General features: G+C 46.0%; 16 protein-coding genes and 1 riboswitch. Of the genes, 6 read left to right on the top strand and 10 right to left on the bottom strand.

The genetic code is table 11. The features are described 5' to 3' along the window. Nucleotides 1-258: 258 nt before the first annotated feature. Nucleotides 259-894, top strand: coding sequence for a uracil phosphoribosyltransferase (gene upp, locus QT987_RS28420; RefSeq protein ID WP_333208779.1), 636 nt, complete (start codon nucleotides 259-261; stop codon nucleotides 892-894). A gap of 319 nt (nucleotides 895-1213) precedes the next feature. Next, the gene (locus tag QT987_RS28415; protein WP_332946242.1) at nucleotides 1214-1360 is read left to right on the top strand and encodes a hypothetical protein; all 147 of its coding nucleotides are present in this window, start codon (nucleotides 1214-1216) and stop codon (nucleotides 1358-1360) included. Between the two features lie 383 nt (nucleotides 1361-1743). Here the strand turns inward: QT987_RS28415 and QT987_RS28410 are convergent, their stop codons facing one another. Continuing rightward, nucleotides 1744-3666: a hypothetical protein gene (locus tag QT987_RS28410; RefSeq protein WP_333246745.1), complete on the bottom strand. Its 1923-nt coding sequence runs from the start codon at nucleotides 3664-3666 to the stop codon at nucleotides 1744-1746. A gap of 34 nt (nucleotides 3667-3700) precedes the next feature. Then, nucleotides 3701-5122: a glycosyltransferase family 4 protein gene (locus QT987_RS28405; RefSeq protein ID WP_333246750.1), complete on the bottom strand. Its 1422-nt coding sequence runs from the start codon at nucleotides 5120-5122 to the stop codon at nucleotides 3701-3703. 211 nt (nucleotides 5123-5333) lie between these two features. Between QT987_RS28405 and QT987_RS28400 the strand changes: the two genes are divergently transcribed. From QT987_RS28400 to bicA, 3 genes are all read left to right on the top strand, one after another. Next, entirely contained in the window at nucleotides 5334-5804 is a 471-nt protein-coding gene (locus QT987_RS28400; protein ID WP_333055010.1) for a tetratricopeptide repeat protein, read from the top strand. 199 nt (nucleotides 5805-6003) lie between these two features. Next, nucleotides 6004-6972 (top strand): glycosyltransferase, encoded by a 969-nt coding sequence (locus tag QT987_RS28395; protein ID WP_333246748.1) that lies wholly within the window; start codon nucleotides 6004-6006, stop codon nucleotides 6970-6972. Between the two features lie 497 nt (nucleotides 6973-7469). Continuing rightward, a complete protein-coding gene (bicA, locus tag QT987_RS28390; RefSeq protein WP_333246743.1) occupies nucleotides 7470-9143 on the top strand; it encodes a bicarbonate transporter BicA in 1674 nt (557 codons plus the stop codon). A 310-nt stretch (nucleotides 9144-9453) separates the two neighbouring features. Here the strand turns inward: bicA and QT987_RS28385 are convergent, their stop codons facing one another. Genes QT987_RS28385 through QT987_RS28370 form a run of 4 tightly spaced genes read right to left on the bottom strand, consistent with a single transcriptional unit; the run spans nucleotide 9454 to nucleotide 10872 of the window. Next, a complete protein-coding gene (locus tag QT987_RS28385) occupies nucleotides 9454-9960 on the bottom strand; it encodes a DinB family protein (RefSeq protein WP_333246741.1) in 507 nt (168 codons plus the stop codon). Between the two features lie 53 nt (nucleotides 9961-10013). Beyond that, nucleotides 10014-10295, bottom strand: coding sequence for an antibiotic biosynthesis monooxygenase (locus QT987_RS28380; protein WP_333246739.1), 282 nt, complete (start codon nucleotides 10293-10295; stop codon nucleotides 10014-10016). A 48-nt stretch (nucleotides 10296-10343) separates the two neighbouring features. Continuing rightward, on the bottom strand, nucleotides 10344-10706 hold the full coding sequence (locus tag QT987_RS28375) for a type II toxin-antitoxin system PemK/MazF family toxin (RefSeq protein ID WP_333246737.1): 363 nt from the start codon (nucleotides 10704-10706) through the stop codon (nucleotides 10344-10346). Continuing rightward, nucleotides 10681-10872, bottom strand: a complete 192-nt coding sequence (locus QT987_RS28370; RefSeq protein WP_333246735.1) for a hypothetical protein — start codon at nucleotides 10870-10872, stop codon at nucleotides 10681-10683. The genes QT987_RS28375 and QT987_RS28370 overlap by 26 nt, the downstream gene beginning before the upstream one ends. A 170-nt stretch (nucleotides 10873-11042) precedes the next feature. On the opposite strand from QT987_RS28370, the gene QT987_RS28365 reads away from it, so the two are divergent. Beyond that, nucleotides 11043-11744, top strand: coding sequence for a diacylglycerol/polyprenol kinase family protein (locus QT987_RS28365; protein ID WP_333246733.1), 702 nt, complete (start codon nucleotides 11043-11045; stop codon nucleotides 11742-11744). A gap of 157 nt (nucleotides 11745-11901) precedes the next feature. Here the strand turns inward: QT987_RS28365 and QT987_RS28360 are convergent, their stop codons facing one another. The 4 genes from QT987_RS28360 to QT987_RS28345 form a co-directional block, all read right to left on the bottom strand. Then, nucleotides 11902-12750: an ABC transporter ATP-binding protein gene (locus QT987_RS28360; RefSeq protein ID WP_333246731.1), complete on the bottom strand. Its 849-nt coding sequence runs from the start codon at nucleotides 12748-12750 to the stop codon at nucleotides 11902-11904. A 444-nt stretch (nucleotides 12751-13194) separates the two neighbouring features. Beyond that, nucleotides 13195-14061: a methyltransferase domain-containing protein gene (locus tag QT987_RS28355; RefSeq protein ID WP_333246729.1), complete on the bottom strand. Its 867-nt coding sequence runs from the start codon at nucleotides 14059-14061 to the stop codon at nucleotides 13195-13197. A gap of 19 nt (nucleotides 14062-14080) precedes the next feature. Further along, nucleotides 14081-14521 (bottom strand): hypothetical protein, encoded by a 441-nt coding sequence (locus tag QT987_RS28350; RefSeq protein ID WP_333246727.1) that lies wholly within the window; start codon nucleotides 14519-14521, stop codon nucleotides 14081-14083. A gap of 118 nt (nucleotides 14522-14639) precedes the next feature. After that, nucleotides 14640-14784: riboswitch (cobalamin riboswitch) on the bottom strand. A gap of 38 nt (nucleotides 14785-14822) precedes the next feature. Further along, nucleotides 14823-15401: a Uma2 family endonuclease gene (locus QT987_RS28345; RefSeq protein ID WP_333246725.1), complete on the bottom strand. Its 579-nt coding sequence runs from the start codon at nucleotides 15399-15401 to the stop codon at nucleotides 14823-14825. Between the last annotated feature and the right edge of the window lie 378 nt (nucleotides 15402-15779).

Here is a 15779-nt window from a genome sequence, read left to right as displayed (position 1 = left end):
CCCGCCCGTCCTTTTTGGACGGGCGGGACGCCCATCCCACAATCTTGTGGAAGTTATTTAATTCTCATTCCTTAGTGTCGCTCTGGGGGGATGAAAGGTAATTGTCGGAGCAATTTTATTCGCGCGGTATTCGTGTTTTCAATAGGGTTTGATATAAGTAGTCCAGGACGCAGGGGCCGCAGAAATCGGGTTTTTTTTGCGTCAAAAATGCCTCGATGGCTGATAAGTTAGAATAAAGCCAATTAATTATTCAAAAAAATGAGTGCTAAAGTTACTGTCATTGACCATCCTTTGATACAGCACAAGTTAACTCTGATGCGGCAAACTCAAACGAGTACGGCGAAATTTCGCCAATTGCTCAAAGAGATTGGAATGCTGCTAGCTTATGAAGTGACGCGAGATTTGCCGCTAAAATACGAACAAATAGAAACGCCGATCGCCAAAATGAATGCACCGGTGCTGGCTGCTGAAAAGAAAATTGTGATTATTTCGATTATGCGCGCCGGTCAGGGACTGTTAGATAGTATTTTAGAGCTGATTCCGTCTGCGAGGGTAGGACATATTGGTTTGTACCGCGATCCGACAACTCGGATGGTGATTGAATATTATTTCAAAGTTCCCCAGGATATCGAACAGCGAGATGTTTTAATTGTCGATCCGATGCTGGCTACTGGTAATTCAGCAGTGGCGGCAGTGGATAGGCTGAAAGAAGTTCATCCGAAGTCTATTAAATTTTTGTGCTTGCTGGCGGCACCGGAGGGAGTGGGGCACTTTCACGAACAACACCCTGACGTGCAGATTTATACGGCTGCTGTTGACGAGTGTTTGGACGAGCATGGCTATATTGTACCCGGACTGGGAGATGCGGGCGATCGACTTTACGGCACTATGTGAATTCAATAAAATTATTTTCTGCTGTATATGTCAATACATTCATTTAAAAATAACTTTACTAACATAAGCAGTGGTTTGATAGTGCGATATAATGTAAGTTGTAAAATTTTAATGTCAAGAAAAGCCTATATATAACAAGGGTTGTAGGGTTTTATTACATTAAATTCGTAAATTGCATGATCTAGATGTATTTACTGCATTTTATGGTTAAATTCTATGCCTTTAGTGTAATTTCTTGCCAGAATTAGTTATTAAAATAGATGTATGATGCTAAGCGTTTGCGAGCGACTACTAACATTTTTTGACGAGGGAAAAAACAATGGAGACTACAGCACAGAAGGAAGCCCCAACTCAGCCTGTTGAGGAAGTGAAAATTCAGAATATCAACAGTTTGGAGTTTGAGCTTTGGGCTAAAGCAGTGAAACGGCAGATGATTGCAGCACTCTCTAAAAAGGGCGCGATTTGACATCTGTGGGTTTTTTGTGCACAGGTTGTGTTAATTAATTAAATTAACAAAATTTTTGTCTGCATTGTTGTCCGAGTTGCGGGAGAGGCAAGAGAAAGAATTTTCCTTTTTCCGAGTTTTGGACGTACAGGTGGAAGGAAGCCGGGTTTTTTTACGAAAATACTTCTGTTGCGATCGGCAGAAATGGTAAAAAAACCCGGTTTCTTTGTGTCATATCATGTCCGATCGAGTGACCGCGATTAAAAGGGCGGGTTTTTGAGATTGTCATTTATTGGCAGATATTTTTCGTGAGGGGAGCCCCTACCGTATTATGGGTAATCGACCGGACATAATATCAAGAGTGCCTCCGGGACTGTTCTATCTGCAGAAGGCTTTCTGCCAGATTACGATCGCTTGTCAACCGCCGCCAGCAAGCGCAGACTTCCGTCTTGAATCTGCACTGCTTTCACCGTTCCCACAGCAACTCTTTGTTGACCGTTAGCCATCGCTACCTCAATCTTAATCTTGGGGTCAGCCTGTAATCCTAGCCGCCCCCAGAGCCACTTGACTTGAGTAGCAGGAAAAGAACTCACTTCTACATCAGAAAATGGTGAATTAACCCAGCGGCTACCGTCGTAAAAACTTGCTACCTGCACCTGATACCAAACTTGTTCTCCTGCCAATTTTAACTCATTGTTCGGTTCTGGTTCCAGCCACTCAGCGGGATTGACACTGTTAATTAAAGTAGCAGAACCCATAATTTGACTTTTGTGGTCTTCTAAACTTTCCGCCTGAGAAACTGCTTCCTGAAGTTTGTTGACCAAATTCCGAATTCGAGTTCTTGTTTCGCTGTCAGTATCTGATTGCTGGTCGAGCCAATTCATCGCTTCGCGAGTGCCGTCTTGAGAAGCTACAATCAGGGCGCCCCAAGCCTTGACATCGGCGTCAGCGGCATTCACTCTCAAGGCGGCGTCGATGCGGTTCCAGATCCGCCCGCTGTCATTTTTGAGGGTTGTGGCTATTTCGTGAGAGTTGCTCGGATCGGCTTCAAATACTTGCAAAGCTTCAGTCCAGCGGCCGTCGATCAATTCTGCGAGAACTTGTTGACCGGGACTGGCCCAAGATGCGATCGCCTGCGCCCGAGTAATTTTAGCGTGAAATTCGATCGTTTCTAGCTGAGCTTGCGCGACTGCGGGCCAATTTTTGCCGGCTTTCCCCTTCGCCACACGCATAACATTTAATGCTGGAGACCACAGCCCGCTTTTCGCCAGTCGCAGCCCATTTTTGTAAGTCTCGTCATTGAAGGCAAATTCTTCTAAAGAAATCGCCGTTAACTGAACTGGGTTGGGCAAAAATTTGCGCGGGCCAATTTGATAAAGGGTAAATTGCGGCTCTAAACCAACTGTTTGGTCGATCGCCAACTGGGGGTTTTCGCCCTTAACAATTTGCTGCCAATTCGGCGGTTGTCCAGCCGCACTCGCCCACTCCAACAGCGGCATTAAATGATTTTGGCTGGGGTTGTAGCGAACGACTTGTCCGTAAGGAATTTTCTTGTCGCCCTGCTTTAGTTGACCGCTGACATTAAACCAAATGCCCGATGCGGGGGGCTTGCCGTCAAATCGCCGCAGTTCTGTTAGGGGTAGCGACTGATTCGAGGCTTGATTGTTAGATGTAGAGTCAGCTAAAGAAGCAATGACAAAAGATTCCGCAGGGCCTTCTACATTCACAGAACTTGCTAGTTGGAAATACTGCTCTTTATCGGAACTGCGATCGGGAAATTGCACTCGCTTGTACACCCGAAGTTCGACAATTTGACGGCAAGGATTTTTGCAAACAGTAGAAGCCTTAACAGTTCTTTCTACCATCACCGGCAATAACAAATCGGAAATAGAATTATCGCGGGATTGATCGACGGGAAGCGACAGGGGTTCTCCGGTTACGAATCCCAATTTGCGGATGCTGGCTTTGATTTGATCGAGAGTTTGGATCGAATCTCTGCTACCTGTAGGCAGGCGCGACCATTCCGGCACAAATTGAGAGATCAACTTGTTGCCATTGGGATCGACGATGAGCTGATAACTCAGCCAAGCGCCGCCTCCCATTAAAGCTGCACAGCCACCCAAGATGCTGAGGGCTGTCAAATTAGCTATCAGTCTTTTCCAGGGATATCTGGCGCGAGTTCGGGGAGTAGGTATTGGAAGCGGGGACTCTTGAAGATTTTTGGGGCGTCGGGTTTGGCGCCGGCGTCTTGTGGGGGGAGGAGCAACTTTGGGATTTTCTGGGGGTTTGGCTCGATTTTTTGAGGGGTTAATTTTGTGTTCCATCATGCCATTTTAGAATTTAGATTTTAGAATTTAGAGTTTAAAATTGCAATAGCCGATCGTACTGCCGACCTATGATATCCCAAGTGTATTGGCTTTCAACGAGCGATCGCGCGTTGACAGAGAGCTCCTGTCTTAGCTGCTGATTTTCAAACAAACTGGCGATCGCCTCAACATACTCCTGAACTTTGTTCGCCCGCAAGGCCCTTCTCGGTTGTGCGCCGCCATCGACGGCTAAACCCTCCAAACCTCGATCGCTAGCAACCACGGGAGTTCCCGCAGCCATCGCCTCCAAAGTTTTATTTTTAATCCCAAAACCAATCCGCATCGGCACCACACAAACAGCAGCTTGATGCAAATATTCTGCCACCCTTTGCACCCGACCTACTACTTGAATTCCGGGAAGTTTCCCCAAGGCGAGCACTTCCGGGACTGGCGAAGCCCCGACTAAGGTGAGGGTAGCATCGGGATAGCGCTGCTGCAAAGGCGGCATTATTTGCAAACTGAGAAACCGCGCTGCGTCAATATTGGGCAAATTGTTCATTGCGCCTGCAAAAATTAAGGTATGTCCTCCCGGATCGATCGACCGATACGGAAATTGAGTTAAATCCACGCCGTTAGGAATTACATCGATGGGAGGTACAAAAAAATCTTGTTTTCCTCGCACCCGAACCGGAGGCAACAGTAATTCTAGGAGTTGCTCTCTGTCTGTGGATGTTGTCGCAACAATGCGGGAGAATTTGGAACAGTAGCGTTTTTCGTAGCGGGCGAGTAGCGGTAAATTTAGTCGATCGCGCAGGGGTTTTTCCGAGGTGCCGGTTGCTAACATTTCCCTGCAAGTTCCCCAAACGGAACTGTGAATGTTTGCCACTGTCAGCAGTTTTTGCCGCCATTCTGGACGCACGTAAATCTCGTTAACGCTGTGCTCGCAGGTGACAGTATCGCATTTGCCTGCTGTTACCAATTCGTCTGCCCAATTCTGCATTGCTTGGGAGTAGCTTGAGAGTACGTTTGGAGGTGTTCCCGACTGCAAAAATCGACTGAATCTGTGGAATTTTCCTATTATTTCAGAGAACCCCCCCTCAGTCCCCCCCTTGTTAAGGGGGGGAGGCAAGAAGCCCTCCTCAAGCCCCTGGTTAAGGGCAGGAAATAACCCCCCCTCAGTCCCCCCCTTGTTAAGGGGGGGAGGTAAGAATCCTTCCTCAGTCTCCTGGTGGAGTCTTAGCCCCCCCTTGACAAGGGGGGGTTGGGGGGGTAATCGCGGGTTGGGAAAAACTGCTAATTCTGTGACTTGCTGGCGCAATGTGTCGATTTGTGCATCGGTGACATCGGGCGATCGTACAGTGCCGAGAATTACCTCATGCCGCCGGCTCAAGTATTGTAATAAATTAAACGTCCTTACCTGAGTTCCTCCGCGGCTGGGCGGATAGGGAAAAGTTGAGGAAAGCATCAAAATCTTCATGGGATGTGAGATAAACTGAGATGTTGCACCATTCTCAATTACTTGTTTAGGAACAGGCTTTTCGGCCTGTTCCACAAAGAGTGAATTTTCTTGTGGAACAGGCCGAAAAGCCTGTTAAGCGAGAATGGTGCAAGATGTGAGATAAATAAATTTGCCGCTTGCGCGATAAAATTGATTGATAAAACGTTTTTTTTTAACAATCTTCGCACCTATGGACGAATTATCTCTTAAGGCGCTGCTGGAAGACTTGAAAAAGTCCGACGAAAGTGTTCGCGATCGGGCAACTACTGAACTCTGGCACACTTGGTTTAACCAGAAAGGTGACTATGGGATGCAAATTCTCAGGCGAGCGCAAGTTTCGCTGGATGCAGGCGATGTTCACCACGCTTTGGATTTGCTGACGAAATTGATTGCGGAAGCGCCGGATTTTGCGGAAGCTTGGAACCGACGCGCCGTACTTCACTATACTCAAGGAAATTATAAAAAGTCGATCGACGACTGCGAAATTGTCCTCAAACTGAACCCGGTGCATTTTGGGGCGTTGCACGGTCTGGGTTTGTGCTACGCTGCGTTGGGAGAATACCTAAATGCTATTCAAGCTTTTCGTCGCGCTTTGGAAATTCAACCGTTTGCTTTGGTGAATCAAAAGTTAATTCTCGAATGTACGGCTCGTTTGAGTTAAAATTAATTTTCTTGGGCCCAAAAGTGTTAATACCAAATTGTAAGCTGCTACGCATTTAAATTGAATCCAGAGACGGGCAGGATGCCCGTTCCACAATAATAATTGTAGAAAAATTGACTGTCAAATTAGATGCACAACAGCTTAGTCACTTTTGAGCAATCTAAAATCTAAAATCTAAAATCTAAAATTGTCTAAGTTAGTGCCTAAAATTAGCGTTTGCATTCCTACTTACAATCGAGTGCATCTGCTGGCTTGTGCGATCGCCAGCGTGCTAGATCAAACTTATACAGATTTTGAATTAATTATCTGTGATGATGGTTCTACTGACAGCACTCCTTTGTTGATGTCGGAATTTGTCGTAGCTTGCGGGGCGGGACGCCATCGCGGGATTCGCTACATTCGCCACCCGCAGAATATCGGCAAGAGTAATAATATGCGATCGGGCTTTGCTGCTGCAAGAGGCAAATATTTTATCAAGTTTGACGATGACGATCGCCTCAGCGCGCAATTTCTAGAGCGGACATCGGCTATTTTAGATAAAGACCCCAGCATCGATTTTGTCAGTACCGATCACTGGGTGATCGACATTAACAATTATATAGACGAAAACCAGACGAAACTCAATTCGCAGCGGTGGGGGCGCACCGAGTTGTCGGCTGGAATTATTGAAGATTTGCTATCTGCTGTTTTTCTCAGACAAAGTTTGCAAATAGGGGCGACTTTGTTTCGGCGCCGCGCGCTGGAAGAAGTCGGATTTCTGCGGCCGAATTTGCAAAATTGCGAAGATAACGATTTGTTTGTGAGACTTGCGATTGCAGGCAAAAAATGCTATTACTTGCCGGAGCTGTTGATGGAGTATCGAGTTCATGCAGGACAGCAAGGAGTCGATCGGGCAATTCCGTATTTGAATGATAAATTGCGCTATTTGACCGGCTACGAGTTTGAGTCGGAAAAGTTGGAAACAGTCAGGCTCAAAAGGATTGCCGAAACTCAATTAGCGCTAGGTTTGCGACTGATTGAGGTGGGTGAAACTGCAAAAGGACGCCTGATGGTGCGGGCGGGAAAGTCTGTTTCTGCGGCGAAAATGTGGGCAGGTTTGGGATTGTCGCTGCTGCCGGTCGAGTTGCGTCCAAAAGCGTTTGAGTTTGTGCGAGAGTTGATCCAATAAGGAATGAGAATTAAATAACTTAGAATGCGTGATGGTTCTTGTGGGATGGGCGTCCCGCCCGTCCAGAAAGGGCGGGCGGGACGCCCATCCCACTTTCAAGAGTGTAAATTATTTAATTCGCGATCCTAACCATCAATAAGAGTTATTAATTATCAGCAGGGGATAATATATTAATTTATTTGAGTAGGGGGTTTTGTTTGGCCTTGAGATTTGCTCAGATTTGGCTCGATCGAAAACTTTCCGGGGATCGTTGAGAGAGTCGGCTAAAAATAAAAATTCGATCGGACACGTTTTAGATTAAATTAAGAAATTAAGAAATACTGAAAATTAAGTATTTACGACTTTGACATCGATCGGGGACGAGTACAGACCTTTCCTTGGGTCGGCCCTGCTTGTGCTATCTGTCAGGCGATTAGGGAAAACTTTTGCCCTGAGAGTAGGTGAAGGGCTCAAAGTCAGCATTGTTAAATTCTGTCTATTTTATTAATGCACCACTCATGTCAATAACTAATCGGATTAGTTTCAATAATCTCCAGGGCGACATCTTCGGCGGTGTCACGGCTGCCATTGTCTCGCTGCCCTTGGCCCTCGCCTTCGGGGTCGCTTCGGGAATCGGGCCGATCGGCGGACTGTACGGTGCCATTTGTGTTGGCTTCTTTGCGGCGCTGTTTGGCGGCACCCCAACACTGATTTCGGAACCCACAGGGCCGATGACTGTGGTGATGACTGCGATCGTCGCATCCCTCACCGCCAGCAATCCCGAACAAGGGCTAGCAATGTCATTTACCGTTGTGATGCTGGCGGGGCTGTTTCAAATCATCTTTGGTATTTTCAAGCTAGGGAAATACGTCACCCTGATGCCATACAGCGTGATTTCGGGCTTTATGTCGGGAATTGGCGTGATTTTGATCATTCTGCAAATTGCACCGTTTCTGGGTCAAGCCCCTCCCAAAGGAGGTGTTTTGGGCACTTTTATGGCAATTCCGCAGTTGCTGGCAAACGTAAATCCGCCGGAAGCAATTCTCGGTATCTTGACGGTGGCAATTATTTTCCTGATGCCCAAAAAGCTGAAGAAAATCGTACCCCCGCAATTGATAGCGCTGATTGTCGGCACGGTAATTTCCCTGACTGTGTTTCAGGGCGCGGATATTCGCCGGATTGGAGAAATTCCGGTGGGACTGCCTCCCTTGCAATTGCCGACTTTTTCCGCCGGTCAACTCACGGTGATGTTTGTGGATGCGGTGATGCTGGGGATGCTGGGCTGTATCGATACCTTGCTGACGGCGGTGGTGGCGGACAGTCTGACGCGGACTGAGCACAAGTCCGATAAGGAGTTGATCGGTCAAGGAATTGGCAATATCATGTCGGGGATCTGCGGTGGCTTACCGGGCGCCGGGGCAACGATGGGAACTGTGGTCAATATCCAAACAGGCGCGACTTCGGCGTTGTCGGGTTTAACTCGCGCGTTGGTGTTGCTGGTGGTGGTTTTGGGGGCGGCGAAGTTAACTGAACCGATTCCGATGGCGGTGTTGGCGGGGATTGCGTTGAAGGTGGGGATTGATATTCTTGACTGGAGTTTCCTGAAACGATCGCACAAAGTATCTGTTAAGGGTTCCCTGATCATGTACGGGGTACTGTTTTTGACTGTGTTTGTGGATCTGATTGTGGCGGTGGGTGTGGGCGTATTTATTGCCAATATCCTGACAATCGAACGGTTGAGTAGTTTGCAGTCTGCGGGAGTGAAGCTGATTTCCGATACGGATGATGAGGTGCTCATCAGTGAGGAGGAGAAGCAACTCTTGGATCGGGGTAGGGGGCGCGTGTTGCTGTTCTGCTTGAGCGGCCCGATGATTTTTGGGTTGTCAAAGGCGATCTCCCGCGAACACAATGCTATGAAGGATGCCGATGCTTTGGTGATGGATCTGACTGCTGTGCCCATGCTGGGAGTGACGGCTTCGCTGGCGATCGAAAATGCGATCCGCGATGCCTGCGATAAGGGTTTGCAGGTTTACATTGTCGGTGCCAGCGAGAAAATTCAACAGCGCTTGCAGAAGTTGGGATTGTTGGATCTGATCGCGCCAGAGCATTTCCTGAGCGATCGTACCGCAGCCTTGCGACAAGCCGTCGCTGTGGTTGACAACAAAGGCATCCCCTTGGGAGTGCCTGTGTAACAAGCCAGGAATTCGCCAAAATAGTAGTGGTTTAGCAGGAGTGCCAGTTTCTCCTGCTATTTTTATGGCTCGATCGATCGTTTCATATCGTTTCCGGTTGTATCACTATTGTTCAAATGTCCAAACAGTCCGATCGAAAGCATAATTTTAGTCAACAGCCAACAGCCAGCACTCAAGAATCAGGTCTGAGTGCAACCGGAATTGATATGAATTCTTGATTTTCTTCAGTCTCCCTCTGCTGGGACGAGGGGCAAGTATATACGAGGTTGTAACCGCCGAATCTTCTGGCGTGTAGCTATACAACCAGAAATTATCCGATTGATATAGCCGGTAGCCACGGAATATCTGTAACACCTGGGTCGTAGCCAAGTTGTTTGAGTAGTGTGGTAATTTGCCCTCTATGGTGAGTTTGATGATTGAACATATGTGTCACCAAAACCCAAGTCGGTAGCACGCGGCATTTACCATCTACATTGCTTGTGTACTCAAACGGCTGACTCAACCAGTCAGAATTAAGGTGTCTAGACCATTCTATAATTTGCCGATCCATTGTCTCCCGTTCCGCTCTCAAAGCCTCAAATTCAGCATACAGGTCTTGACCGATAACGATACCCGAAAATGGGTGAAGAGTGAAACGCCCCATCCATGCTTTGTCACCATAGAGTAAGTGATTCAAAGTGCCATGAATCGACTTGAAAAAAGCACCCATATCCTGTTTGCGCTGTTCATCAGGAATAGCCGAGCAAACCGAATATAGATTTTGATTCATCCAGCAATTGTACTCAGCCATTAGCTGGTAGTAGCTACCCTCGTACATACTCAAAACCTAATCACAGAGTTTGAACAACTTACATTATACAAATAGGTCTTTCACAATACTCCTGACTCTAATTGGTTTAGATAAATAAATTCAGGAGCTTTAACTCCCGCTTCTTGTCTAATTTTAACCAGTGCAGGCGACTCAAAAAACGCCCTTGCATCTGTTGTTGATGTCCACGCGGAGAAATGAACGATTTTGTTGGGTTCATTGTCATAGTTCAAGACCTGATAGGAGCGTTCTCCAGCTTCTTTTCGGATGCTTTCAGCACGATCGAATACCTGTTTCCAAGCTTCATAGTTTTCTACTTCATGAATGATTAAGACATACTGCATAGCAATCAGATTCTCTGATAATTTCAAAACTAACTTCAATGGTTCGGTTTACTCCTCTTCTTCCTCAGCATTTTTCTCTTTAAATCCCAACCACAAAAGTATTACATCTTCTACTTCGAGCATTTTCTCGCATATCATACTTCCCAATTTGCGTAGAAGCTTTGCATGAGGAATTGTAATCATATTTTGTACGTCAAATACTCCTTCTCGGAGGAACTTATTTTTGACTTTCACCTCAAATCTTGAACCGCGTAAACTTGTTGTATGTGGCACTAGAGTCGCTAATGCCCGGTCTTGATTTAGAGCAGGAATACTCACGACCAAACATGGTCTGACTTTCGCAGTATAACCTAGATCGACTAACCAGATTTCACCACGCTCTGGACTATTTATATACGGATTCTTCCTCATCTAGCTCTAGAAAAAGTCCCTCAGCATTTAGAACTAAATCGTCATCAGATAGGGGCGGAAAGTCTAAATAAACAGTCCGTTTCAAAATTTCCAATACCAAATCTAACCGCTCTGAGTCTGTTAATCGCTCAAAGGTATTCAAAAGTTCTTCTACTAAAATAGTCATAGCTTTTTCCCTAGACTTGCTTATAGCATAGCACAGGTTTTAAGTAGACCAACCTAAAAAGACATAACACCCAGCTCCCCGCAGCACTTTAAGCCTGCGGGGTTATAACCTCGATCGCGCTTTCCACTAAAGTAGTAAACAGTGCCCGATCTAAGTTTTGCCTAAATATCGTGTCTATATTTTCTGAAATTCCGACTGTGTGGCTGCAAATTTCCCTCGTGGGAGTCTGGCTGGGTGTAGTTTTATTGGTAGCTGAGGGGTTAAATCGCTTTACTTCTGTCGATGCTGAGGTATCGCGGAAGATTGTTCACATCGGTACTGGGAACGTGATTTTGCTGGCTTGGTGGCTGGAAATACCCGGTTGGGTGGGGATTTCGGCGGGGGTTTTAGCAGGTGCGATCGCCCTAATTTCTTACCAAGTTCCGATTTTGCCCAGTCTTAACAGTATCAACCGGAAGAGTTGGGGGACTTTTTTCTATGCTGTTAGTATCAGCGTTCTTGTAGCTTGGTTTTGGCCGCTGCAACATCAGGAATACGCTGCTTTGGGCATTTTAGTGATGACTTGGGGCGACGGATTGGCTGCTGTCATCGGCCAGAAATACGGCAAACATATTTATCGAGTTGGGGGAATGCAGAAGAGTTGGGAAGGTTCTGCAACTATGTATTTGGTGAGTTTTGCTGTTAGCAGTTTGATTTTGCTGGCGGTTCAAGGCAATATTTGGCAAACTTGGGCTGTGTCTGCTGTTGTAGCTTTAGTTGCTGCTACTTTGGAGTCGGTTTCCAAGCTGGGAATTGACAATCTGACTGTGCCGATCGGCAGTGGGGCGATCGCCTTTTTCCTAAATCAATTTTTGATGATTGGTAATGTGTAATCTGAACTTCCCGCCACGGGCGGCGTTGCTGGATACAGGTATGAATTCAAGATTTCGCAATTGCTATAAGCCAAGTATGGTGAGTTTTGTAACTTCAAGCGAAAAAGTAATTCATACCGTGAATCAGCAACACCAATTACCAATTGTCTAAGTTCCGTTAAAGCAGCCGACGTGCTTGTAAAATTTGTTGTTGCCATTGCTCGAAAGCGGGGATTTTTGAGCGATCGTCTGTGGGAAACATCGCCCTTATTTGCTCGATTAGCTCGATCGCCAGCGGTACACCAAGCTGCAATTGTTCCAACACATCCCGCTGAGCAAAAACGGTTTCCGGTGTTCCTTCTAAAATCAATTTTCCTCGATCCATTACAAACACCCAATCAGCCCAGCGGTAGATGAAATCGAGGTCGTGACTTGCTAAAAGAATAGTGGTTCCAGCGCTGTGAATTTGTTGGAGTAAACCGATCAGTTGTCGGGTGTGACGCGGATCGAGATAGGCGGTAGGTTCATCTAGCAGCAGCAGTTTGGGCTTGAGAACCATGATATCGGCGATGGAAACCCGCTTTTTCTGGCCCAAACTGAGATTGTGAATTGGTTCGCGGGCGAGTTCGCTTAGATCGAATTGCTTGATCGCCTGCTGCACCTGTTGAGCAATTTCGGATTCTCTCAAGCCTAAATTGTACAATCCGTAGGAAATATCTTCTTCTACCGTCGAAGCTACTAATTGATGTTCGGGATTTTGAAACACGAGTCCGATTTGTTGGCGCAGTTGCATCAAAGATTTGCGATCGTAGCGGAATGGTTCACCTTGCCAGCTAATGATTCCCTGTTGCGGTTGATATAAGCCATTTGCTAACAGAAAAAAGGTAGTTTTGCCACAGCCATTTTGACCGATTAGCCCGCACCGTTTCCCTGCGGGGACTTTGAGATTTAAACCCTGAATTGCCACTCGCGAACCGCAGGGATAGGAGTAGGAAGTGCCAGCGAATTCTAGAATCCATTCAGACATATTCGTTATTTTTTATTTTTTATAACCTTGTTCCCAGGCTCTGCCTGGGAATAAATACCCGGAGGCTATGCCTCCAATTACCGATTACCGATGAATGATTACCAATTACCGATTACCGATTTTCATTGTATAGCAATCCTTGCAGGACTCGTAAACTTTTTACCCCACCCCAACCCTCCCCTTATCAAGGGGAGGGAGTAAGAAATTCACAAATGATTCGTCAACTTTTTACCCCACCCCAACCCTCCCCTTATCAAGGGGAGGGAGTAAGAAATTCATAAATGATTCGTCAACTTTTTACCCCACCCCAACCCTCCCCTTATCAAGGGGAGGGAGTAAGAAATTCATAAAGGATTCGTCAACTTTTTACCCCACCCCAACCCTCCCCTTATCAAGGGGAGGGAGTAAGAAATTCACAAATGATTTAGAATTGCTAAATTTGTGTCAGCCTCGATCAGATTTTGACAATTGCCAAAGTTGCATTTCATAACAGAGATGTTGCTCAAAAAGTTGACTTGCCTCCAATCCTTCAACCACCAGCTTCTTGAACCAGCGACGAAATATCCAGCGCAGGAATTTGTGGACGGGGGGAACAGTGATTGCAATTAAATCTGCAACATAGAGCATTGTATTTAGTCCATATCGGCGGAAAGTATCGACATACAAATCGATTGTCGGCAAAATATGGGCGGAAATATCCTCACTTTTTACTAAAGTGAATCCAGCCTGGTTTAATGCTGCATGAAGTTCCGTAACAACATGACAATTAGAGAACATTCCCTCTTGATAATTAGCATCAGATCGCAGCATATCAGCCAACAAAACGTAACCGCCGGGATTGAGGATTTTGGCGGCACCGTTAGCAATATCAACAGCCGACATATACTGGCTACTTTCGCTAAAGAGAATAAGATCGTAGAAATGGGTTGCTTTGAAGTCTTCAAACCTCGTGAGGTGGAAGATTGCCCGATCGCCCGTACACTTAAGAAAGCGCTGTTGTTGGAAAGGATCGGGTGCGAGCCCTTCGACTGCAAAACCTCGATCGAGCAAATAAGCCGCATTTCCGCCAATCCCGCAGCCCACATCGAGTATCGTATGAGTGCCTTTGGGGATTGCATCTAACAGTTTTACAGTATAAGCTTGCTGAGCGACGCGCAATCGTGCGATCGTGAGTTCGTCAGCGGGCACAGGTAGGGTTTCCCAATAGCCGTAGTGAAGGTAGGGCGAATCTGTCAAGCCCAAATAGTAATTAAGCGCTGCATTTTGGTAGCGAGTTACTTTAGAAATTTCGATAGATTTTGGCTGCGACATTGGGAAAATTTAGTAAGTTTTAGGATTTAGGGCTGAGTTGAAATTCTTCCCAGCGCTTGCATACCTGTTCATAGCACTCAACCGGAGAAATTGCCAACTTTTGCAACAAATTGATATCAATGTGACCGTGGGCGATCGACAAAAATATAATTGCTTCCTTGGGTTCGTAGCTATCAATGATTTGGAGCAGATTTGAAACAGTATTTTGCTCGATTTCTAGTTGTTGCAAATAAACGGTTGCCTCCAAATCGGAAATAAATTCCAGATCGTACTTGATAGTATCTACGCTCCAATTCACAGAACCGTTAATGGGAGTATTGATTTTGCAAGCAACCAAGCCTCGTCCTTGATGCAAAAAGCCATTCCAAGCAGTATGTCCGATCGACAAAATATTCTGATGAATAAACAAGTTTTGCCAGTAGCCAAAACTACCCTGCCAAACACTATCTTCGATTCGCATTTTTTTAGTTTCCCGCTGCCTAAAATTTCGTTATTGTCGATCGGGAAACGGAGCACAACAGCAGATTATTTGTAAAAATATTGAACTCACCATCATCCATACCTCGCAGATGAAAAACATGATTGTAAACAAATCGGCGGGCATCCTGACTCAGAGATGCAATGATCTCATTACAGTTGCGGGACAGCGCCGGATTCGCACCGAACTTTCCCCCTTACGTCTGATGTGTGTTTTTCATCAGAGCTGATCGATATACGGGAATATTACCACTATTTGGAACATTTGACAAAAAACCGTCCGCCTATTCACCAAACTCCATATTTTCATACAAATCGGCCAGCGAAATTTCCACAGCAACAGATGTTAAACTGAGCCGATCGCCCATACAGCTATATTCCGAAAAAATCCACTTATTCGCATCACTTTTAGAATATTGCTCGACCTGTAGCCGATATTGGTCGATTAATAAATACTCCTGAAAACTAGGAATACTGCGATAAGCAGCAAACTTTTCATCGCGGTCATAAGCTTTGGTACCTTTAGACAGCACCTCAGCAATTAGCAGCGGATTGGTAATTGTATCCGTTCGTCCAGATTGCAGCTCGATCGGGCGCGCTACCACCATCACATCCGGGTAAGTATAATTATTAAGCTGCGGAACCCAAAGCCGCTGATCCGATGCAAAAATACTGTAAGGTTTACCCTTAAGACTCACCCTCAAAATAGCATTTAAGATGCTCGTAATTTCATTGTGATCCGGTGTGCCGCCAGCCATCAGAACAATCTCCCCATTGATAAATTCATGCCGATCCTGAGAATTGATTTCCAATTCTAGATATTCCTCAGCGGTGTAGGTTTTGGTTTCAACTTGCGCGATCATACACAACGCTCTCCTTTAATCTACTCATTTCAGTTTATCTTAAAAATTCTGCTAATTCAACATAAAATTAGATTTTAATCATGCTAAGAAACAGGCAAGATGCCTGTTCCACAAAGAGGGAATTTTCTGGTGGGGCGTGAGTTTGGCATCAAGAACAGGCAAGATGCCTGTTCCACAAAGATTGAATTTTCTTGGGGGGAGTAGGGGTTGGGCATCTTTCCCGCCCGTGCGATCGCACTTAACAAACTTACCGCAGCGGGACGAAGTTATAGCCAGTGCTTCCTCCTTGTTTAACTTGCACTAAACTGAAGTTCCCCCAGTAGGGGGAATGTTCAAATCTCACAAACCCTTGCACTACAAGGAACGATCGCCTTTTTA

Source organism: Microcoleus sp. SVA1B4 (genome assembly GCF_036700545.1).
GTDB lineage: Bacteria > Cyanobacteriota > Cyanobacteriia > Cyanobacteriales > Microcoleaceae > Microcoleus.
The sequence above is the reverse complement of the archived record's forward strand: the minus strand, read 5'-3'. Positions and strand labels throughout refer to the sequence as shown.